Here is a 22,178-nt window from a genome sequence, read left to right as displayed (position 1 = left end):
CGCTTGGCACTCACACTTATCGGTAATCTGTTCTGTTAAAGAGCGTTGCTTTCGACTGCGTTCTACTTTAAACTGTGCGTTTGTTTCGTGTCGCGTCATCAGCGAAGAAGGCGAACTATACGCCTCCACTAATCCCCTGTCAACTCCTGCCTGCATTTATTTTTGACTTTCTTCTCATTCAACTGTTTTTCCTGTGTTTATTTTTGATCCATTATTTTTGATTACATCAAATTTGTATTCTTTAGCTGTGTATTTACTTTCTAATTCTCTTGCGAATTGACTATTTGCAAAATCTGTTGCTGTTTTTCTGCACTCAATGAGGTTAAGTGTAAGGTTTGCTCTGCCAATACTTTATATAGTGTTTGTTCTGATTGTTCTAATGTTTGCCAGTGGCGGGCAATGGTATTGCTGTCACCACGTTTAATGGGGCCGGTTAAGGCTTCTTCCGGAGACATTATCTGCAATTGATTGAGATTTTGCTGCATTAGCTGATTTACCAGAGCTTCTGCCAATTCTTGTGGCAAAGACAGGGAAGTCAATATATTTCTTGCGAATGCATTTAAGGTTACTAAAAAATTTGCACTTATGGAGAGAGCCGCGTGGTAACGGTTTTTCTGAGCAGAATCAATATTAAAGTAGGATAAGTTTGCTGCCTGTGCCAATTTATATAATAAAGGTAATGCTTCTGCATCGCCTTCTATTGCACATAGATGCCCCGGTAAAGTATTGATGGCCGTTTCTATCGAAGCAAAGGCAAATACCGGATGTAATGAACCTACTAATAATTTTTGTTGATTGTGTGGTATTAATATATTGCTATTTAATGCACCACTGAAATGAAGTATCAATGTGTCAGCCTTTAGCCACTCAATTTGATGTATTTTCCTGCTAATTTCTTCAATGAACTGATCGCTAACACCTATGACTATAATATCCGCTGGTGGTAATGTTTCTAGCTGTTTGTGTACTTGGATGTGCGGTATGTGATTTTTAAGATACTCTGCAGCTGAAAAATTACGATTCCAGACTGCCTGAATATTAATCAGTTTACTTTGATGCCAGATTATGGCTAATGTTGAGGCAACCTTACCTGCACCAACAATGTTTACGCTTGGTCTGTGTGCTTTTTTCAGGCAAATGGAGCTAGTTGTCATTATTAATTTTTCTAACTAAAAGACGATTATTTTACCTGAGGCTTCGTGTTGCAATTGAAGCCTTTTAACCAAAACGGTACACTTCAATACTTACTCTATATTCTAACCATAATTTACTTGGGCAAACACGTTAATGAATGCTGCTTTTAATGTGAAATCTGCGCGTCTGGACACGCTGTCAGTACAATTACTGACAGATGATCTGACTTTGATTAACCAGGAACTAAAGCAACGGGCAGAACGTTTTGGTAATTTACGCAATATGCCTTTTACTCTGGATCTGCAAAATCTTTCCAATCAGGCAAATGTGAATTTAGCGAAGCTGATTGCGCTGTTTGCACGATATAATTTGCGCATTATTGCTATCCGCCATACCGATTTATCCTGGTCCAATCTGGCTAAACAGCATAATATTGCTTTCAGCATTCTTCCAGAGGAACAGGCCAGTGCACGCGTCAAAGCTGTAACTGAGGCGCAAATACCACAAATTACTGAAAAAGAAAAATTTACTTCATCTGTTTCTGCCTTACCAACTCTGGTAATAGATCGCACTATTCGTACCGGTCAGCAGGTTTATGCAGAAAAATCTGATTTAATTGTTCTGGGACTGGTAAGTGAAGGGGCGGAAATTATTGCGGATGGCAATATTCATATCTATGGCCCTTTACGCGGCCGGGCTTTGGCTGGTGCTGCCGGAAATAAGGATACTCGCATTTTTGCACAGTCTATGCAGGCCGAACTGGTATCGGTAGCAGGAATTTATCGCATTTTTGATCAACAATTACCAGCACATCTGTATCGTCACCCTGTACAGATTTTCCTGCAGAATGACCGGCTGGTGCTTAGTGCGATTCAGGCACATTAATTTTATGACTGATTTTTGAATGTATTGACAGATTCATTTATATAACAAAAAGGATTTTGATTGTGGCAAAGATTATTGTGGTGACGTCAGGTAAAGGTGGTGTTGGTAAGACCACAACCAGTGCCAGTATTTCAACAGGTCTGGCTTTAGCAGGCCATAAAACTGCGGTAATTGATTTTGATGTGGGCTTACGTAATCTGGATTTGATTATGGGTTGCGAACGCCGTGTGGTTTATGATCTGATTAATGTTATTCAGGATGAAGCTACTCTGAATCAGGCATTAATTAAAGATAAACACTGTGAAAATCTTTATGTATTACCTGCCTCTCAGACCCGGGATAAAGATGCGCTTACCCGCGACGGTGTAGAAAAGGTTTTAAAAGATCTGACTGAGAAGATGGGCTTTGAATATGTAGTCTGCGATTCACCAGCTGGTATTGAACAAGGTGCATTAATGGCCTTATATTTTGCCGATGAAGCCATCGTCACTACTAACCCGGAAATTTCCAGTGTACGTGACTCTGACCGTATTCTGGGTATTTTATCCAGCAAATCTCGCCGTGCCGAAACTAATGGGATACCGGTAAAAGAGCATTTACTGATTACCCGTTATTCACCTGAGCGTGTAGAAAAAGGTGAAATGCTGTCTGTACAGGATATTCAGGATATTTTGCGTATTCCATTAATTGGTGTTATTCCTGAATCACAAAATGTATTACAGGCATCTAATTCTGGTACGCCGGTTATTTTGCAGGAAAATTCAGTTGTTGCTGAAGCTTATAAAGATGTTGTCGCTCGTTTACTGGGTGAGGATCGTCCAATCCGTTTTCTGGATACTGAGAAAAAAGGTTTTCTCAAGCGACTGTTTGGAGGATAAGACATGTCTATAATAGATTTTCTTTTTGGTAAGAAGCAACAATCCGCAAAAACGGCTCGCGATCGTTTACAAATTATTATTGCGCAGGAGCGAGCCACTCATACACCGGATTATTTACCTACACTACAAAAAGAGTTACTGGAAGTGTTATCAAAATATGTTCATGTTTCTTTAAATGATATTCATATTTCTCAGGAAAAGAAAAACGGTATGGATGTATTGGCATTGAATATTACTTTACCTGAAACAGGAAAGAAAAAGGCCAGTTAATGACGCTGACTGAATTGCGCTATATTGTGGCTGTAGCTCAGGAAAAACATTTCGGACGTGCTGCCCAGCGATGTTTTGTAAGTCAGCCTACTTTATCCATTGCAATTAAGAAGCTGGAAGAGGAGCTTGGGCTGGCATTATTTGATCGCAGCAGTAATGAGGTAATGACAACTGATGCTGGCCAGCGAATTGTGGTACAGGCTCGCCGTGTTCTTGAAGAAGCTGATCGTATTAAGCTGATGGCGAATCAGGAACAGAGTGAGCTGGAAGGAATATTTAAACTTGGTCTGATTTTTACCATTGCACCGTATCTGCTGCCAAAGTTGATTTTATCTTTGCGAGAGATGGCTCCTGAAATGCCATTACAGCTGGATGAAAACTATACAGATGTATTAAAAGAATCACTTAAGCGTGGTGATCTGGATGCTATTGTAGTAGCAGAACCATTTGTTGAAACCGGGCTGGAAACTATTCCGCTTTATGATGAGCCTTTTTTTGTTATTGTTCCAAAAGGCCATGCTTTCGAGCAATTGGACGAGGTTACACCAAAGCAACTAGGTGAAGAACGGGTATTACTGCTCACCGAAGGCAACTGTATGCGTGATAATGTACTGGCTAGCTGTCAGGAATTGGCTTCGCGTCAGAAAATTCAGGGACTGTCTAATAGTATTCAGGGAAGTTCTATCAATACGATCAGACATATGGTGGCCAGTGGTCTGGGTATTAGTGTCATGCCAGCTACAGCTTTAACAGAGAATGATCATCTGTTGTTCAGTATTATTCCTTTTACTAGTCCGACACCGGAACGGCGCGTGGTTCTGGCCTCCAGACGAAATTTTGTTCGTCCTAAAGCCTTGCGCATGATTAAGTCTGCTATTCTGGCTTCGCAGTTAACTGGGGTAAAATTTATTCATGATGCTGATTAAGTTTTAGAGCAATCAAAAAACGCCTGTACTCTATAGCAGGCGTTTTTTGATGCACAAAATTTTCTGATTTAATGATTTAAGTTATATATGATTACAGATTATTTAATCATATGAAATTGATTAAATAATCTGTAATCTATAAATGAATTTAAATTCAAACAGATTCGAAACAGGATTTTCTATGATTGCATTAATACAGCGTGTGAAAGAAGCCAGCGTCTGTGTAAACTCTGAAATAGTCGGACAAATAGATCAAGGATTACTAGTGTTATTAGGTGTGGAAGAAGGAGATGATTTACAAAAAGCTGAACGTCTCTGTGACAAAGTACTTGGTTATCGGATTTTCAGTGATCAGGATAATAAAATGAATTTGAACGTTAAGCAGGCTAATGGTCAGTTACTGGTTGTTTCGCAATTTACGCTTGCTGCCGACACTAAAAAAGGGATGCGCCCTAGTTTTACAAAAGGTGCAGCACCGGAAAAAGCCAATGATTTGTATAATTATTTTGTTGAATTATGCCAGAAACAAATTGTGACTAAAACCGGTATCTTTGCCGCAAATATGCAGGTTTCTCTGATTAATGACGGACCGGTAACATTCTGGCTGCAAGTTTGAGTACTTATATTTTATTCAATAGCAAACAAATTAATTTTTAGTATCGGCTGAGTTCCTGCTTTAATACGCGGATATTGGCTTGCCGGTCTGTTATATTTTGTTGCCAGCGCTGAATTTGTGCTGTTGCTCCCTGCTTTTGTGCCTGACGTAACTTTTGCTGGGCTATTGTCAATGCATTCTGTTCACTGGCAATATCACGTTGAACCAGTTGTTTTGGTGTCAGTTTGGGTATAGTGATTATTTTAGCCGGTACTGTAACCATATTATTTTTGTTTCTAATCATAGTCACAGTTTCAGGTTTCGGGGGCTGTTGTCGCAGTGAAATACCTATTTTGGGTGAAGCCGGTGTCTTCATTAAGTCACTGTCTCGTCCAAATTCAGCACTGTACCAAAGACGCTGCAACTGCTCCAAACCCGGAGTATTTTGATTTTCCAGAGAATATTTTTTTAGATTATCATCATCTGCAGGTGGATACTTTGCAATCTGACACTGAACATCTAAAGGTTTGGTTGTATAGCTGACATGATTATTTGCCAGCGGACAAGCATACCAGACCACAGATTTAGGCTCACTGGCTGTGGATATAGCTGCTGTTGTGTCTTCAGCCCAAACCACATCCATATCACTGAAAAACAATAAACAGATAATGAAATAAAAGCTAAATCTGAACTTGTTTTGCATAACAATTACTCGTTACGTCCACATTTAAATACATACACAATGTAGTTTTATAGCACAATTTGCTGATTTGGATAATTAACCAGTGACTGAAATCTTTACAAAATATAATTGTAAGGCAAATTATCTGGTGTACGGGTATTTTTATATTATTGTAATATATATACAGAGTTTACGTTATTTAATTTATTCTCCTGATGTTTTTGATAATTCCAAAGATTGTACTTAACTACATAAATAAAAATCATAAAATTAATTCATCCTTCTTAAATTTACTTTTAATTATTAATTAACATAATGATAAAATATTAAATAATAGGAAAACAAAATGTTACTTAAATCTAAAAAAGTTTTCTTCCCAATAATTATTGTATTAATATTATTAGGATTCAGTTTTTATTATGTATATGAAGATCTCTTTGTCGATGAGAGCAAAATAGGTACGGTTGTCGATGAATATAATGGTGTTAAGGTTTACTACAATGGAAAAATCAGCCATGTAAGTGAAAGAAATATAGCACCAGATGGCTATAATTTAGGATTAAAGTATCAATGTGTCGAATTTATTAAGCGCTACTATTATGAACGCTTTAATCATAAAATGCCTGACAGTTACGGGCATGCCAAACAATTTTTTGATGATTCGATACCAGATGGAAATCTTAATCCTAAACGTAATTTACTTCAGTTCCATAACGGCTCCCCTACAAAACCTCAAGTTGACGATATTATTGTCTTAGGCTGGTCTAAATATGGCCACGTAGCCATTATCAGTAAAGTTACTGACAATGATATTGAGATCGTTCAGCAAAATCCTGGTCCTACTGCCAGTAGTCGTGCCACTTTTCCGTTAATTTATAAAGATGGATTATGGAAAATAGATTCTTTTCGTGTTTTAGGTTATTTACGTAAACGTTAAAAGCAAATTACATGATGAATCACAGAAATAGTTGTTAATTCTCATACGGTTTTAATGGATTAACTTCTTGCTTTATGGTAGTTTATATTATTGATTAATTGAGAATAGTTCGGAGTTTAATAATTATGAGTACCAATTCCATTTTGAATGGTTTCGCTTTGGGCAATATGATTGCTAATAGCGAGAGTTTTGGATTCAGCAATGGTTATAAAAAAGCACAAATGGAGTTTAGACATCAATCATCCCAAATATATCAAAATGGTTATACTCAGGGTTATACTCAAGGTTGTCTTGAATTAAAGAGACAACTACTGCCAGTTATTGAACAACAACAGTCAACTATTGCGAAACAACAGTCAACTATTGCGAAACTACAGTCAATTATTGCACAACAAAAAAACATAATTGAGTGTCAAAAAAAATATTCAGAGTTATTGGAATTTAAATACTGCGAACAGAAAAAACAAAAATAACATTTTTTATTTTTATAGCTTAAAAAAAATGGATCTTTTAATAGTTATTTTAATGCTGGGCACAAAAACAGTTTGTTAAATGATCATTTACTAATCCCATTGATTGCATAAACGCATAGCACGTAGTCGGACCTACAAAGCTAAAACCACGCTTTTTTAAAGCTCTGGACATAGCGCGACTAATTTCTGTCTGTGTTGGCACCTCTGATAAATGTTTATAGTGATTGATAATCGGTTGATCATTAACAAATGACCAGATAAAACTGGCAAAATCTTCCCCATGTTGCTGCATAGACAGATATGCATGGGCATTATTAATAATTGCTTTGAGTTTGGCCGGATGGCGAATAAGCCCGGAATTCTGTAATAGGGGTTCAATATCGGTAATTGTAATAATTTGATGCGGATTAAAATCATAGAAACAACGCCGGTATTCATCGCGTTTTTTTAATACGGTAATCCATGATAAGCCCGCCTGCTGGCCTTCCAGACAAATCTTTTCAAACAGTTTTTGCCCGTCTCTCTGTATTTTTCCCCATTCAAAATCATGATAATGTTCATACAATGGGTCGGCGTTGACCCATTCACACCGTTGTTTCAACTGTTTTTGCATAATATTTGAATCCGCTTAATGTTATAAATTTTGCATAGTTATCTGATAATTTTTAATATAACCATGTCTGAATCAGGGTGATAATACCTAAAAGACAGAACAGAATGCAGGCTCCTATACGGATACGGTTTAAGGGTAAACGCTGCATCAGCCAGTTTCCGAAAAATATTACCGGAACATTAGCTAATAACAAACCTACTGTACTACCCAGAACTACTGAAAATAAATCACGGTATTGAGCTGCCAGCAAAATAGTAGCAATTTGGGTTTTATCACCCACTTCTGCCAGAAAAAATAATACTGCGGTGGCCACGAACGGACCGTAACGCATAAAGCGAGTATCTACACCATCATCTTTATCCGGCTTTAACAGCCATAAACCCACTATCAGAAAACTGAAGCCTACAACCCAGCCCATTAACTGCGGTGTAAAAAAACGTGCTACTTCTACGCCAAACCATGCAGAAACAATATGATTAAGTAAGGTGGCACAAAGCATACCGGCAATGATGGAATATTTGCGCGAAAATCGGGTTGCCAGAAATAAAGTCAGTAATTGAGTTTTGTCACCAATTTCAGCAAGCGCAACTGGAATGACAGAAGAAAGAAAAGCATGAATCATTTTCAGAATACCGTTGGCGGGCAAAAGACAAAAGACACAATAAAACCCCCGCCGTAATGGTTTTATGTGTCTCAAGTCTCGTTAGTCCGCCAATAGGCAAGGACGTTACGACCATACAGCAAAAACTGTAAATATGTTGACCGTAACCACAGGCTTGAAGAAACCACCTGTGCAACTACTCCCTTAAGGCAGGGCATCATAACCCATTCTATACAAACGCAACAAGTGAAATTCTTTAAAAATTCATTGAATTTGATTTCAGACAACAAAACAGGCTGCCATACTTTATGGCAGCCTGCAATAATAGATTAATCAGATTAATAATAACCCAGAACTTTCCACCAAACACCACCGATAGCCACAAATATAATCAGTTCGACTACACTCATGATGAAACCGACTTTCCACCATTCGCCTAAAGTAACATAGCCTGAACCGAATATCACAGGTGAGGTACCAGTAGCATAATGCGTTAGTGTCATCATGATGCTGGAAGCTGCAGCCATCATCAGTGCAAACAGCATCGGAGGTGCGCCAAGCGCCAGACCGGCAGAATAAAAGGCAGCAAACATGGCTGTAATGTGAGCAGTAGTACTTGCAAACATATAGTGCGCATACATATAAGCCAGTAATAATAAGGCACAGGCACCCATCCAGCCCATACCCAGTCCGCCTATGCTGCTTTCCAGCACACCAGAGAACCATTTAATCAATCCGAGTTTATTCAGGAAAGTAGCCATCATGACTAATGCAGCAAACCAGGTAATGGTATCCCATGCACTTTTTTCTTTCAGAATATCATCCCAGCTTAATACACCGGTTAACAATAACAATGATAAACCAATGAATGCAGTAGTGGTCGCGTCTATAATGTATGCATCACCAAACAGCATGGCCGGCACACCTGCCCATAAAATCAGCAATACTGCAAAAATACCCAGCATGATTTTTTCATCACGGGTCATCGGCCCCTGCTCTTTCAGACGCTCTTGAGCAAAAGCAACGGCATTGGGTGTTTGCTTGATTTCAGGCGGATACAACCAGTAAATAATCAGCGGCATCAGGAACATTGCTATCAGACCCGGTATTAACATTGCCAAAGCCCATGTACCCCATGTCAGATTAATATTTTTATTGGTTACATCGGCAATTAGCCTCACAATTAACGGGTTAGGAGCGGTAGCAGTAATAAACATGATTGAGCTGATGGGATTGGCATGATAATTTACCAGAGCCAGAAATTTACCCATACGTTTTTCTGTGCCCTTTTCAGGATCAGAATCATAGCTGGATGCAATAGACTTCATGATTGGGTGAATAATGCCACCGCCACGAGCAGTATTACTCGGTGTAACCGGAGCCAGTATTAATTCCACTACGGCCAGACTATAGGCAACACCCAGCGTACGTTTACCCCATAACCTAATGAACAGATAGCCCACACGTGCACCAAGGCCGGTTTTTAATAAACCGCGCGAAATCATAATTGCCACACCAATTAGCCAGATCAGCGGATTACCAAAACTGCTTAAGGCATCACCCATAGCCTTACTGGGATCATTATTAGTTACTCCGGTTAAGGCAACCAGCATAATGGCAATAATAGATAGTGCACCAATTGGCATTGCTTTGCCGATAATGGCAGCAATAACTCCGACAAACATGGCCAGTAAATGCCATGCCTGAGGTGAAACCCCCTCTGGAACCGGTATGAACCAGATAATCAGAGCGATTATCAGCGCAATAGCCGCGGGAATGGGTTTAAACCCAATTTTTAAAGGCATACAACATACTCCTAAATCATAAAGATACAGACTACAGCCAGACAGAAATCACTAAACTGAATGTGATTGTATACTTTTATAACAAAATGCCGTCTGACATAAAGCAAAAAAGTATCAGACGGTATTGACGAAAGTCAGATGATTATACTGTTTAAGCCTGAATGAATATAACATATAGCTGTGTAAGTAAATGCTATTGATGTTTAAGCGGATTTTCCGGATGCGATTAAATAGATAAATTTTGCAAAACTATGCTTGAAATCGTGCCGGGCATACCCATCTACGCTTCATTAGCAATAGTATGGCGGTGGTAATTAACTACCCTGTTTGCAGCCGTAATATAGCGGCGCAAAGTACGAAATTAAATAATTAGGAGATTATTAATTATGGCAAAAGTAATCGGTATTGACTTAGGTACCACCAACTCCTGTGTTGCCATTTCCGAAGGTGGCCAGACTAAAGTAATTGAAAATGCAGAAGGTGCACGTACTACGCCTTCAATTGTTGCTTATCTGGACGATAACGAAATTCTGGTAGGTGCACCAGCCAAACGTCAGGCTGTTACCAATCCGAAAAATACTATTTATGCCGTAAAACGTCTGATCGGCCGCAAATTTGATGATGCTGAAGTACAGCGCGACATTAAATCTATGCCTTTTCAGATTGTTAAAGCAAATAATAACGACGCATGGGTAGAAGCACATGGTGAAAAATTATCACCTCCGCAAGTATCTGCCGAAGTATTGCGTAAAATGAAAAAAGCAGCTGAAGATTATCTGGGTGAAAAAGTAACTGAAGCTGTTATTACTGTGCCAGCTTATTTTAATGACAGCCAGCGTCAGGCCACTAAAGACGCCGGTCGTATTGCCGGTCTGGATGTAAAACGTATTATCAATGAACCTACTGCCGCAGCTCTGGCTTTCGGTATGGATAAGGGCGAAAAAGGCGACCGTAAGATTGCCGTATACGACCTTGGCGGTGGTACATTTGATATTTCTATTATTGAAATCGCTGAAGTTGATGGCGACAAACAGTTTGAAGTACTGGCCACCAATGGTGATACATTCCTGGGCGGTGAAGACTTCGACCAGCGTTTGATTAACTACATCATTGATGAATTCAAAAAAGATCAGGGTATCGATCTGAAAAATGATGTAATGGCTCTGCAACGTCTGAAAGAAGCTGCTGAAAAAGCGAAAATCGAACTTTCCAGTGGCCAGCAGACAGAAATCAATCTGCCTTACATCACTATGGATGCTTCCGGCCCGAAACATCTGGCGATGAAAATTACCCGTGCCAAGTTTGAAAGTCTGGTAGAAGATCTGATTACCCGCTCTATCGAACCTTGCCGCACTGCAATTAAAGATGCCGGTCTGAGCGTAAATGATATTAATGATGTTATTTTGGTAGGCGGTCAAAGCCGTATGCCAAAAGTACAGGAAGCTGTTAAAGATTTCTTCGGTAAAGAACCGCGCCGTGATGTTAATCCTGATGAAGCTGTTGCTGTAGGTGCTGCTATTCAGGGTGCTGTACTGGCCGGTGACCGTAACGACGTGCTGTTACTCGATGTAACACCTTTGTCTCTGGGTATTGAAACCATGGGCGGTGTGATGACTAAACTCATCAACAAAAACACTACCATTCCGACTAAAGCAACTCAGACATTCTCTACAGCTGAAGATAATCAAAGTGCGGTAACCATCCATGTATTACAGGGTGAACGTGAACGTGCTTCTGCTAATAAGAGTCTGGGACAATTTAATCTGGGTGATATTCCTCCTGCACCCCGTGGTGTGCCTCAGGTAGAAGTTACTTTTGATATCGACGCCAACGGTATTTTGCATGTATCTGCAAAAGACAAAGGTACCGGCAAAGAAGCTAATATCACCATTCAGGCTTCTTCCGGTCTGAGCGAAGAAGAAATCGAACGCATGGTAAAAGATGCAGAAGCTAATGCTGAGGAAGATCGTAAACTATCCGAACTGGTAAGCAGTCGCAATCAGGCTGAAGCTTTGATTCATTCAGTACAGAAATCTTTGACTGAATATGGCGACAAACTGGATGCTGCTGAAAAAGAAAAAATTGAAGCAGCCATCAAGGAAGCTGAAGAAGCTGTTAAAGGCGAAGATAAAGCTGCAATTGATGCTAAAGCCGAGGCTTTAGGTACAGCCAGCCAGAAACTGGGCGAAATGATGTATGCTCAGGCACAGGCCGAAGGTCAGCAAGCTGGTGCCCAGACTGAACAGTCACAAAGCAAAGGCAGCGATGACGTTGTAGACGCTGAATTTGAAGAAGTAAAAGATAAAGAGAAAAAAGACTAATTTTTTCCTGATACTATTTAACCCCGCTTCCAAGCGGGGTTTTATTTTATCTGGCCATTGCTCTACAGACTAAAAAATACCATTTATATCTGTCTTTTTTGCCGCAAAATTTCTGATTTTATTATTATTGCCAGTTTATAATCATTCAGACAGATGAAAATATCCATAAGCAGAAATTGTGAATATTTAATGTCCTGTAAAAAAACAGACATATTTGCAAACTGACCGTTACAATAATCGTAGCGATTATTTACAATAAAGAAATACAACTGGAGCAAAAGATGGATTTTTATATTTTACTGATTTTACTTGGTGTCTGTTGTGCCATACTAACTGCCGGATTTTGCGGACGCTCACAACGCTGGGGTCCATGGACTATGCTGGTTGGCATTAGCTGCCTGCTGATTCTGATTATGGTGATGATATATAAACTATCGCGCGTTGTCTGAATTCTGATTCCTGTCTGTCAGCTTCATTTTGATTCTGGCAGATGAATAACTATTTAAGAATCGGTTGGAAATCAATGATGGTGATTACAACCGAATAAAATTGATGTATAACATTATCTTCTCTAGCTAAGACTGTTTTCTTCAAAGAAAATTTGAAAAATAGGTATCCACATGCAAAACAAATTAAGCAAAATAACCTGTATCGAAGATTTGCGTAAAGTTGCCAAACGCAAAGTACCTAAGATGTTTTATGATTATGCTGATACTGGTTCGTGGACTGAATCTACCTATCATGCCAATAGTAATGATTTTCAGGAAATTAAATTACGCCAGCGTGTATTGACGGATATGACCGGCCGTACACTGGAAACAACAATGGCTGGTCAGACAGTAAAAATGCCGGTAGCACTGGCACCTACCGGATTAACCGGTATGCAGCATGCCGACGGAGAAATTCTGGCTGCACGTGCGGCCGAAAAATTCGGTGTGCCGTTTACGCTGTCTACTATGTCTATATGTTCTATTGAAGACGTGGCAGAAAATACCAGCGCTCCGTTCTGGTTTCAATTATATGTTATGCGTGACCGCGAATTCATGCGCGATCTGATTCGCCGTGCTCAGGAAGCCAAATGCTCAGCATTGGTGGTTACTGCTGATTTACAGGTTCTGGGACAAAGACATAAAGATATTAAAAACGGGCTGTCTACGCCGCCTAAACCCACACTGCGCAACTGGATGAATCTGGCTACTAAGCCGGAATGGTGTCTGGCTATGCTGAATACACAGCGTCGCACTTTCCGTAATATTGTCGGACATACCAAAGGCGTTGCCGACATGACATCACTGTCTTCATGGACATCTGAACAGTTTGATCCGCGCCTCAGCTGGAAAGACATAGAAGAAATCAAGAATTTATGGGGCGGAAAATTGATTATTAAAGGCATTCTTGATGCCGAAGATGCAGAAATGGCTGTGAAATCCGGCGCAGATGCAATTATAGTGTCTAACCATGGTGGTCGCCAGCTGGATGGTGCTCCTTCGACCATCCATGCTTTACCCAATATTATTTCTGCTGTAGGCAATAATATTGAAGTCTGGCTGGATAGTGGTATCCGCAGCGGACAGGATGTTCTCAAGGCTATTGCTATGGGAGCCAAGGGTACACTAATTGGCCGCGCATTCCTGTATGGTCTGGGTGCATATGGTGAGGATGGGGTAACACGTGCACTGGAAATTATTTATAACGAAATGGATATCAGCATGGCCTTTACCGGTCATACTGATATCAAAACCGTTAATAAAGATATTCTGATACCGGGCACTTATCCGGTAGCCGGTTAAATCTGCCTGATTCTAAGGATATTTAAAAGCTATTTGTCTCAGACAAATAGCTTTTTTATCGATACTGCTCATCTTATTCAGTATTTGGTATAACTAACTGGCTTTTTAACTGACATGAACAGGTGACAAAGCCACTTCAGCCGGCTATGCTTGCCTTTTTATTGCTTATTAGACTGTTATGAACATCACTGAGAAAATTGCTTCGGAGCTGAATGTTGCTTCCGCACGAATTCAGGCAGCGATTGACCTGCTGGATGATGGCGCTACGGTACCGTTTGTGGCACGCTACCGTAAAGAAGCCACAGGCGGGCTGGATGATACTCAGCTGCGGACGCTGGCTGAACGATTACAATATCTGCGTGAATTACAGGAACGCAAACAAACTGTATTATCCAGCATCGAAGAACAGGGCAAACTGACTGATGAGCTGCGCCAGAGCATAGAAGACGCTGATAATAAAACTGCACTCGAAGATATCTATCTTCCTTATAAACCCAAACGCCGTACCAAGGCACAAATTGCACGCGAGTACGGGCTGGCACCATTAGCTGAATCACTGCTTACTCAGCCAGATCTGGATCCGGAAACTGCCGCACAAAATTATTTAAACGACAATGTCGCTGACAGTAAAGCCGCTCTGGACGGAGCGCGCGCAATTCTGATGGAACAATTTGCCGAAGAAGCCGCTCTGATAGGACGTTTGCGCGAGAAATTGTGGCGTGAAGGCGAAATCCATGCCATGGTAATCGAAGGTCAGGAAAGTGCCGGTGAGAAATTCAAAGATTACTTTAATCACCGTGAACCGATTCACAGCATGCCCAGCCATCGTGCTCTGGCCATACTGCGCGGCCGTAATGAAGGAATATTGTCGCTCAGTCTGAAATACCAGCCTGATGATACACCTGCCGGCGAACAGAGTATTTATGAGCAGCTGATTGCACAACAGTTTGGTATCGCAGATATCGGACGTGCTGCTGACCGCTGGTTACGTGACACAGTGCGCTTAAGCTGGCGTGCCAAAATTTTTCTTTCATTGGAACTTGAAGCCCTCAACCGGCTTAAAGAAAATGCCGATCAGGCTGCCATCAGCGTATTTGCCCAAAATCTGAAAGATTTGCTGCTTGCTGCTCCGGCCGGCCGTCTTACCACTATTGGGCTGGATCCGGGTATCCGTACCGGAGTAAAAGTAGCGGTAGTGGATGATACCGGTAAGCTACTGGAAACAGCTACTATCTATCCGCACCAGCCGCGTAACGACTGGAAAGGTGCTCTGACTGCACTGATGCATCTGGTAAAACAATATAAAGTCCGGCTGATTGCCATTGGTAACGGTACAGCCAGTCGTGAAACCGACAAGCTGGCCGGTGAACTGATTCGTGCCCTACCAGATTACCATTTGCAAAAAATCGTTGTTTCTGAAGCCGGTGCCTCTGTTTACTCCGCTTCTGCTTTAGCAGCCAAAGAATTTCCTGAGCTGGATGTCAGTCTGCGCGGTGCTGTTTCTATCGCCCGCCGCCTGCAAGACCCGCTGGCAGAACTGGTGAAAATTGACCCCAAATCAATTGGTGTTGGTCAATATCAGCATGATGTTAACCAGAGCCAGCTGGCCAAAAGTCTGGATGCAGTCGTAGAAGATTGTGTAAATGCTGTCGGCGTAGATGTGAATACCGCATCAGTTGCCCTGCTGGCGCGTATTTCCGGTCTTAATAGTACACTGGCACAGAATATTGTTAGTTATCGTGACCAGAATGGCGCTTTTGCCAATCGCAAAACTCTGCTTAAAGTACCGCGTCTGGGCAGTAAAACTTTTGAACAGGCGGCCGGCTTTCTGCGTATTCAGGGCGGTGATGAACCACTGGATGCCAGTGCTGTCCATCCGGAAAGTTATCCTATCGTTGCTAGAATGCTCAAAACGGCTCAGCTGCGGGCTGACCAGCTGATTGGCAACCGCAGTGTGCTCAAAACACTTAAACCCGCAGATTACATCGATGCTAATGTCGGTTTACCTACGATTAACGACATTCTGGCGGAACTGGAAAAGCCCGGTCGTGACCCGCGCGGCGAATTCCAGACCGCAACATTTGCTGATGGTATCGAAGACATCAGCGACCTTAAACCCGGCATGGTTCTTGAAGGCGTAGTCAGTAATGTGGCCGCATTTGGCGCTTTTGTCGATATTGGCGTGCATCAGGACGGACTGGTACATGTTTCTGCCTTAGCTGACCGCTATATTGCTGATCCGCGTGATATTGTTAAAACCGGCGATGTAGTTAAAGTGAAGGTTATCGATGTTGATATAGCGCGCAAACGTATTGCTCTGTCCATGCGTCTGAACGACGATGCTCAGCCTGCATCCCGCCAACACGAACGACCACGCCGGCAAAATGGTAAAACACAAAATGTATCCGGCACAGATAATGCTATGGCGGCAGCATTTGCCCGGTTAAAACAGCAATAGACAAAAGACCGCTATAAAGGGGCATCTCTGCCCCTTTTTTCATTAAACAGCCTGCATATAATATCTTAGCGACAATCTTTGCCAGACAACGGCACACTTACCTGTGAATGATCCTGAAAAGTATAAACATACACAAAATTAAATCCCCCCAGCAACATACGCCGTGTCAGAGGCTGACGGCACGCCTGCTCTAAATCTTTTTTCACTGATGCCGGATTGAAATTAGCCTGATTTCGCTTACTGTCCAGCATGGTATACGAATAATAAATAGTCTGATTGTGCCGTACAGCTGCTGTAAACAGATTCTGTTTGTGTTGCTGTGGCAGTTTCTTCTGTAATGCCAGCAATTGCTGATCTACAGACGTAGTCAATACCGGATCAATGGCCAGAGGCATATGCCGAGGTTTACTGGCGGCTTCTGCAGAAGCTGCACCAGATTCATCCGGCTGCCGGTTACAGGCTGCCAGTAAGCACAAACAAAATAGCGCAATTATTTTTTTCATAGCTGACACTTTCAGAGCAGATACAGACAGGAGTTATCCGGTCATACCGGAAAATTTTGTCTGTCCTTTCCCCTTAATTTACTCCAGATAATCAATAATAGTGTAACACGCGCTGATTAATTTTCTACTTGCTTAATAACTTTATTTAAATCATCCATTTTCAGATTCTTGCGTAAATATTCTTCACTTTCAGGTAAAGCAATTTGAACCGATTGTTTGCACTCATATGCCAGCTCAGCATTACTTGCAGAAAAATCTATAACATGACCACCAAGTTTACGTGTAGTATCAATAAAATGCAGATGAAAACCAGCTACAGATAATTCTTTGAAAAACTCTGGCGTCCAGAAACCGATTAATGTGCCAGTGACCTTCTCTACCGTATCCACGATTTGCTGTTCAAAAACTTTAACAACAGACGGATAAGGTTTATGCTGAGCAAACGGACGACGAATCTTCAGCTCATCAAACTGTCCGCTGATTCTTACTGCCACGAATACATTATCCAGAGGCAGATAGTGCGCCAGATGCGCATACAGATTGCTTTTACAGACATCAGTTATATCCACAACTTTATCAGGCTGAAATGTTGTAACCTGTACGAACGGCAACAGCTCATTATCTCCCATTACCTTAACCGCCTTATCACCGTCGGCCTCCAGAAAATCATGGTCAACAATTACCTCACCGGCCAGCGCATGAGAACAGCCTAAACCAAAATCACCATATTTTTTTGCTTCTCCCACACTAAATACTCCATCAAACAACCCTGCCATCAATGCATTAATGGTTGAAAACTGGACAATTGCTTTTTTCATTTTTTGCTCCGAGAATAGACAATAAATTTTATTTACATATTAATATACTCTAAAATAAAAATTTATTGAATAAACAATGTTTATATGGTTATTGCTGGTCAATTTAATACCAATAAATAACCGGACATCAGCAGAATCAATTAATTATTTTGATAATGTATTTAAATTCAGATTAGCATAGTCTGAATCAGGCTTTGTATTGCAGTTACACTGGTCACAGCACCCACCTTTGGCAGATATCCTGCTGAAATCAGATTATCCGGTGCAGGTAAGACTGTTATGGTATAAGCGATTCTCTTTATTTCTGCATCTGCAATGCAGGTAGTTACAATCAATCAGACTGATTCGAAAACTCACCATGAAATCTTTTGTTTATTATTTTCTGGCTGCTGTTGCTGAAATCAGCGGCTGTTTTTCTTTCTGGGTCTGGCAACGCATGGGCAAATCAGTACTCTGGCTATTACCCGGCACACTGTCTCTGTTGTTGTTTGCATGGTTGCTGACGCTGGTGGAAAGCAATATTGCCGGACGGGCATATGCCGTTTACGGCGGTATTTATATCTGCTGTTCGTTACTGTGGTCTTGGCTGGTAGAAGGATCTGTACCGGATAAATGGGATATCAGTGGTGCACTGGTATGCCTGCTTGGTGCAGCAATCATTTTGCTCGCTCCACGTGGCTAAACAAAATTTGTTTATATGATTTTGGTATTTACCAGTACGAAAAGTGACAAGCCGGCAAGCTGCGTCTAAACTTATCGTTTATTGCTGAACAAACTATAGCTGTAGATTATTATGCTACTGAAAAGTTTACTTTCATTATCGTTAGGCACATTTGCACTGGGTATGGCAGAATTCAGCATGATGGGTATTCTGCCGGATGTGGCGGTTTCACTGAATATCAGTATCGCTCAGGCCGGACATTTTATTGCTGCTTATGCAATCGGTGTCTGCTGCGGTGCATGGCTGCTGGTATTAAGTTACCGTCTGCCACCCAAAACTATTTTATTGTCATTATCGGTATTGATTGCCATTGGTAATATACTGGCTGCATTATCTCCGGGCTATATGACTTTACTGGTAGCACGTTTTATTTCCGGTCTGCCGCATGGCGCATACTTCGGTATCGGCTCCATTGTTGCTACCAAACTTGCACCACCGGGACGCTCTGCGCAGGCTGTAGCACTGATGATTGCCGGAATGACAGTAGCCAATCTGATTGGTGTACCAGTAGGTACATGGCTGAGTTTGCATTTAAGCTGGCGTCTGGTATTTACTCTGGTGGCTGTAGTGGCCATCATACTGGTATTCACCTTACGGCGTTTTATCCCGCAAATGGATCGTTTACCCGATACCGGTATTCTGGGACAATTCCGTTTTCTGAAATCTGCTGCACCATGGCTGATACTGGCTGCCACCATGTTTGGTAACGGCGGGATTTTCTGCTGGTTCAGCTATATTAGCCCCTTACTCACACAGGTATCCGGTTTCAGTGGTAATCAGGTCAGCTTGCTGATGGTACTGGCCGGCGCCGGTATGGTCGCCGGTAACTGGTGCGGTGGCCGTCTGGCCGACCGTTATACACCGGGTCAGGTCGCAGCCGGCTTACAGGGACTGGCAGCCGCAGCACTATTACTGATTTTCCTGTTTGCATCGAATAGCTGGTTATCAGCCATACTGATGTGTGTATGTACATTCTGTCTGTTTGCCGTATCCGCACCACAGCAATTGTTATTACTGCGTCACTCTCCGGGCGGTGCCTTGCTTGGAGCCGCCAGTGTACAGATGGCATTTAATCTGGGTAATGCCATTGGTTCTTATAATGGCGGGCTGGCCATCAGCCATCACTGGGGGTATCAATATCCGGCATTACTCGGCGTGCCACTGACATTAATTGGTTGTGCCTGCCTGCTGTGGTTTCACCGTCGTTATGAAAATCAGGGACAGGATATCTGAACTATAAGGAAATAATAATGGATGAATCTATACCACCGGAAATCAGGCAACGTCTGCAACTTGCCAAAAAAAATGGTAATAAAACCGAACAACTGCGTTTATGGCAGGAATACAGTAGTCAGCAAGGCTTTTCCAGTGAATGGGTAATGGCCGCACGGCTAGGAGAAGCAGGTTATACAGATGAACAGGCTCATATGGTAGCCTGTCTGTTCGGCCGCTGCTAGTAAGTATGGGTTATATTAAGATACTTATGGCTGAAATTATTGTTGAAACACACCCGTTGAAACCTTTTTTACCCGCAAATGCGCGGCTGCTGATGCTCGGGTCATTCCCTCCGCCTGCCGGACGATGGAAAATGAATTTTTATTACCCGAATCTGCAAAATGATATGTGGCGTATTTTCGGGCTGGTATTTTTTCAGGACAAACATTACTTTTTTACTGATAACAATAAAGCATTCAACGAAAAACTCATCCGTACTTTTTTATCAGAACGCGGTATAGCCATTAATGACACTGCGTATCAGATCAGACGTTTACAAAATAATGCAGCCGACAAATTCCTCGAAGTTGTTACACCGGTAAACTTATCGGCAGTACTGACTCAGATTCCGCACTGTCAGCATATTATGACTACCGGAGACAAAGCTACCAGCACATTATTACAACTATTACCAGCAGATACGCCAGTACCGACTATCGGCCATCCCAGTCACACTATACTGGACGGCCGGCATTTAACTTTATCCAGACTGCCTTCTTCATCGCGCGCTTATCCGCTTGCACTGGAACGCAAGGCAGCAATTTATCGTGATTATTTTGCTAATATTGGGTTATTGAACTAATTTTAACTATTCAGCGGGGGAATTTTTATGCATATTCTGATTTTTGGTGCCAGTGGCGGCGTTGGCAAGGCATTGGTTGAGCAGGCATTAGACAGCGGAAATGAAGTAACTGCTGCGCTTCGTTCACCAGAAAAATTTGATTTGCAACATCCTAAATTACATATTCGCCACTGTGATGCATTTAACGCTGCTGATGTAGCGTCACTATTTACCGGTAACAGCCAGTATGATGCTGTCGCTTCTGCTCTGAATACCAATCAGGGAGTTAAACCGGGTGATGATTTGCAGCGCATGCTTGACAACATCGTTACACAATTACAGAAACATGGCATTAAACGTATTGTGTATTGTGCCTCTGCCGGCGTGGATAATGAACTTGAAGGCGAGCGCGGTCAGGCGGCAATGGAATTTTTACGCTATCCTCTGGCAGACCATCGGGCGGCAATCGGAATCATTCAGGCAGCCGGTCTGTCTGCAACCATTGTGCGCCCGCTTGGCTTAACTAATGATGCGCTTTCGGCTCATTATCTTGAAGCAGCACAGGGTGTACCAGCAGGAAGTGGTCGTATTGCCCGCGCAGATGTGGCACATTTTATGCTGAAAGCACTGCACAATGATGCTTATATCGGACAATCTGTCGCATTATCCGGCGTCTGAATAAATAATTGCTATAAGATATATCTGACCGTCTGTCTGCTTTAGCAGGCAGACGATTTATTATTTGCGGATTTTTCGATAAAACGACGCTTCACCCTCCGGACGGGTTTTAAAGCGTTTATGCAGCCAGTAATATTGTGCCGGCTGTTCACGTATTCTTGCTTCAATAAAATCGTTCATGCGCTGAGTATCAGCAACCACATCTTCACTGGGGAAATGTTCCCACTGCGGATAAAAGCGCAGAGTTACTGTACCATCAGCCTCGCGGGTTGGAATAGCAGGAATCACTTTTGCCTTAGTCAGAGCAGCAATCCGGCTCAGACCGGCAATTGTAGCAGTTGGAATACCGAAAAAATTCACAAAAATTGATTCACGCCGGCCAAAATCCTGATCGGGCAGATAAAGAAACGGAGCGGTACTGGTTTTGATTTTCTTAATAATTGCACGCAGCCCTTCCGTACGCCCAATCAGAAAAACATTATGATAACGATGACGTCCCTTAAGTATCTGCTCATCCATCTGTTTATTTTTCTGATGTGAGTAAACACTAATCAGTGGTACATCCTGATTAAGAGCATATACAGCTGCTTCAAAAGCAGTAAAATGCGGATAAAGTAAAATTACCTTTTCACCCGCGGCGAGAGCTTCATCAAGATAATGTTTATCCTGATAACGCACCAGCTTTTTCAGCCGGCCTGCATCTCCATACCAGTACAAACCATATTCCAGTAATAACATGGCCATATGGTAGAAATGTTCACGCAGTATTTTGCGCCGCTGCTGTTCTGTCCATTCAGGAAAACAGTGACGCAAATTAATCAGACCAATACGTCGTCTTGGTGCTACCGCATAATAACTTATCCAGCCTACACAGCGTGCCAGCGCATGAATCATACATAATGGCAGTAATTGCAGCACATACAAAAAAGCAAACGCCAATTTCATCATCATTACTATTGTTACCTAACTGATTATCGCCAGCTCTATCATTAACTGCACTCTATTGTACACAAGCTGCGGTCACTTTACATTCA

The 22,178-nt window shown here is 41.8% G+C and carries 24 protein-coding genes; 16 read left to right on the top strand and 8 right to left on the bottom strand.

The window, feature by feature from the left end; translation table 11 throughout:
* Positions 1 to 260: 260 nt before the first annotated feature.
* Positions 261 to 1,154: a Rossmann-like and DUF2520 domain-containing protein gene (locus GYX91_RS01485; protein WP_174829756.1), complete on the bottom strand. Its 894-nt coding sequence runs from the start codon at positions 1,152 to 1,154 to the stop codon at positions 261 to 263.
* Between the two features lie 133 nt (positions 1,155 to 1,287).
* Between GYX91_RS01485 and minC the strand changes: the two genes are divergently transcribed.
* From minC to dtd, 5 genes are all read left to right on the top strand, one after another.
* Complete coding sequence (gene minC / locus GYX91_RS01480; protein WP_025329961.1) at positions 1,288 to 2,019, top strand: septum site-determining protein MinC; 732 nt, start codon at positions 1,288 to 1,290, stop codon at positions 2,017 to 2,019.
* Between the two features lie 62 nt (positions 2,020 to 2,081).
* Positions 2,082 to 2,897: a septum site-determining protein MinD gene (gene minD / locus GYX91_RS01475; RefSeq protein WP_025329960.1), complete on the top strand. Its 816-nt coding sequence runs from the start codon at positions 2,082 to 2,084 to the stop codon at positions 2,895 to 2,897.
* A 3-nt stretch (positions 2,898 to 2,900) separates the two neighbouring features.
* Positions 2,901 to 3,167 (top strand): cell division topological specificity factor MinE, encoded by a 267-nt coding sequence (minE, locus tag GYX91_RS01470; protein WP_025329959.1) that lies wholly within the window; start codon positions 2,901 to 2,903, stop codon positions 3,165 to 3,167.
* Entirely contained in the window at positions 3,167 to 4,093 is a 927-nt protein-coding gene (locus GYX91_RS01465; protein ID WP_084547468.1) for a hydrogen peroxide-inducible genes activator, read from the top strand. The genes minE and GYX91_RS01465 overlap by 1 nt, the downstream gene beginning before the upstream one ends.
* Before the next feature lie 181 nt (positions 4,094 to 4,274).
* Positions 4,275 to 4,709 (top strand): D-aminoacyl-tRNA deacylase, encoded by a 435-nt coding sequence (gene dtd / locus GYX91_RS01460; RefSeq protein ID WP_025329957.1) that lies wholly within the window; start codon positions 4,275 to 4,277, stop codon positions 4,707 to 4,709.
* Between the two features lie 37 nt (positions 4,710 to 4,746).
* On the opposite strand, the gene GYX91_RS01455 is transcribed toward dtd, so the two are convergent.
* Complete coding sequence (locus tag GYX91_RS01455; RefSeq protein WP_174829755.1) at positions 4,747 to 5,391, bottom strand: hypothetical protein; 645 nt, start codon at positions 5,389 to 5,391, stop codon at positions 4,747 to 4,749.
* A gap of 325 nt (positions 5,392 to 5,716) precedes the next feature.
* Between GYX91_RS01455 and GYX91_RS01450 the strand changes: the two genes are divergently transcribed.
* Positions 5,717 to 6,307: a CHAP domain-containing protein gene (locus GYX91_RS01450; protein ID WP_174829754.1), complete on the top strand. Its 591-nt coding sequence runs from the start codon at positions 5,717 to 5,719 to the stop codon at positions 6,305 to 6,307.
* A gap of 125 nt (positions 6,308 to 6,432) precedes the next feature.
* On the top strand, positions 6,433 to 6,780 hold the full coding sequence (locus GYX91_RS01445) for a hypothetical protein (protein ID WP_174829753.1): 348 nt from the start codon (positions 6,433 to 6,435) through the stop codon (positions 6,778 to 6,780).
* A gap of 49 nt (positions 6,781 to 6,829) precedes the next feature.
* On the opposite strand, the gene GYX91_RS01440 is transcribed toward GYX91_RS01445, so the two are convergent.
* From GYX91_RS01440 to GYX91_RS01430, 3 genes are all read right to left on the bottom strand, one after another.
* Positions 6,830 to 7,393, bottom strand: coding sequence for a DNA-3-methyladenine glycosylase I (locus tag GYX91_RS01440; protein ID WP_174829752.1), 564 nt, complete (start codon positions 7,391 to 7,393; stop codon positions 6,830 to 6,832).
* A 52-nt stretch (positions 7,394 to 7,445) separates the two neighbouring features.
* Complete coding sequence (locus GYX91_RS01435; protein ID WP_025329953.1) at positions 7,446 to 8,012, bottom strand: TMEM165/GDT1 family protein; 567 nt, start codon at positions 8,010 to 8,012, stop codon at positions 7,446 to 7,448.
* A gap of 320 nt (positions 8,013 to 8,332) precedes the next feature.
* Positions 8,333 to 9,787, bottom strand: a complete 1,455-nt coding sequence (locus tag GYX91_RS01430; RefSeq protein WP_025329952.1) for an anion permease — start codon at positions 9,785 to 9,787, stop codon at positions 8,333 to 8,335.
* A gap of 398 nt (positions 9,788 to 10,185) precedes the next feature.
* On the opposite strand from GYX91_RS01430, the gene dnaK reads away from it, so the two are divergent.
* The 4 genes from dnaK (at position 10,186) to GYX91_RS01410 (ending at position 16,368) form a co-directional block, all read left to right on the top strand.
* Entirely contained in the window at positions 10,186 to 12,120 is a 1,935-nt protein-coding gene (gene dnaK / locus GYX91_RS01425; RefSeq protein WP_025329951.1) for a molecular chaperone DnaK, read from the top strand.
* A gap of 281 nt (positions 12,121 to 12,401) precedes the next feature.
* Entirely contained in the window at positions 12,402 to 12,569 is a 168-nt protein-coding gene (locus GYX91_RS01420; RefSeq protein ID WP_167539456.1) for a hypothetical protein, read from the top strand.
* 171 nt (positions 12,570 to 12,740) lie between these two features.
* The gene (locus GYX91_RS01415) at positions 12,741 to 13,910 is read left to right on the top strand and encodes an alpha-hydroxy acid oxidase (protein WP_025329950.1); all 1,170 of its coding nucleotides are present in this window, start codon (positions 12,741 to 12,743) and stop codon (positions 13,908 to 13,910) included.
* A gap of 178 nt (positions 13,911 to 14,088) precedes the next feature.
* On the top strand, positions 14,089 to 16,368 hold the full coding sequence (locus tag GYX91_RS01410; protein WP_174829751.1) for a Tex family protein: 2,280 nt from the start codon (positions 14,089 to 14,091) through the stop codon (positions 16,366 to 16,368).
* Between the two features lie 65 nt (positions 16,369 to 16,433).
* Here GYX91_RS01410 and GYX91_RS01405 read toward each other — a convergent pair whose 3' ends face one another.
* A complete protein-coding gene (locus GYX91_RS01405) occupies positions 16,434 to 16,871 on the bottom strand; it encodes a hypothetical protein (protein WP_037393202.1) in 438 nt (145 codons plus the stop codon).
* Positions 16,872 to 16,987: 116 nt separating this feature from the next.
* Positions 16,988 to 17,689, bottom strand: a complete 702-nt coding sequence (gene budA, locus GYX91_RS01400) for an acetolactate decarboxylase (protein ID WP_174829750.1) — start codon at positions 17,687 to 17,689, stop codon at positions 16,988 to 16,990.
* Between the two features lie 358 nt (positions 17,690 to 18,047).
* Here budA and GYX91_RS01395 point away from each other — a divergent pair, with 358 nt between their 5' ends.
* From GYX91_RS01395 to GYX91_RS01375, 5 genes are all read left to right on the top strand, one after another.
* On the top strand, positions 18,048 to 18,371 hold the full coding sequence (locus tag GYX91_RS01395) for a YnfA family protein (RefSeq protein ID WP_025329946.1): 324 nt from the start codon (positions 18,048 to 18,050) through the stop codon (positions 18,369 to 18,371).
* Positions 18,372 to 18,482: 111 nt separating this feature from the next.
* Positions 18,483 to 19,643 carry an MFS transporter gene (locus tag GYX91_RS01390; RefSeq protein ID WP_174829749.1) on the top strand — a complete coding sequence of 387 codons (1,161 nt, stop codon included), beginning with the start codon at positions 18,483 to 18,485 and terminating at the stop codon, positions 19,641 to 19,643.
* 17 nt (positions 19,644 to 19,660) lie between these two features.
* Entirely contained in the window at positions 19,661 to 19,867 is a 207-nt protein-coding gene (locus GYX91_RS01385) for a hypothetical protein (RefSeq protein ID WP_025329944.1), read from the top strand.
* Between the two features lie 26 nt (positions 19,868 to 19,893).
* The gene (locus GYX91_RS01380; RefSeq protein WP_174829748.1) at positions 19,894 to 20,487 is read left to right on the top strand and encodes a uracil-DNA glycosylase family protein; all 594 of its coding nucleotides are present in this window, start codon (positions 19,894 to 19,896) and stop codon (positions 20,485 to 20,487) included.
* 27 nt (positions 20,488 to 20,514) lie between these two features.
* Positions 20,515 to 21,144, top strand: coding sequence for an NAD(P)-dependent oxidoreductase (locus tag GYX91_RS01375; protein ID WP_174829747.1), 630 nt, complete (start codon positions 20,515 to 20,517; stop codon positions 21,142 to 21,144).
* A gap of 60 nt (positions 21,145 to 21,204) precedes the next feature.
* Here GYX91_RS01375 and GYX91_RS01370 read toward each other — a convergent pair whose 3' ends face one another.
* The gene (locus GYX91_RS01370) at positions 21,205 to 22,089 is read right to left on the bottom strand and encodes a lipid A biosynthesis lauroyl acyltransferase (protein WP_037393236.1); all 885 of its coding nucleotides are present in this window, start codon (positions 22,087 to 22,089) and stop codon (positions 21,205 to 21,207) included.
* Positions 22,090 to 22,178: the final 89 nt, after the last annotated feature.

This window comes from Snodgrassella sp. ESL0304, assembly GCF_013344995.1.
In the GTDB taxonomy this organism is placed as follows: domain Bacteria; phylum Pseudomonadota; class Gammaproteobacteria; order Burkholderiales; family Neisseriaceae; genus Snodgrassella; species Snodgrassella alvi.
Note: the sequence above shows the minus strand (reverse complement) of the source record. Positions and strands in the feature narration are given on the sequence as shown.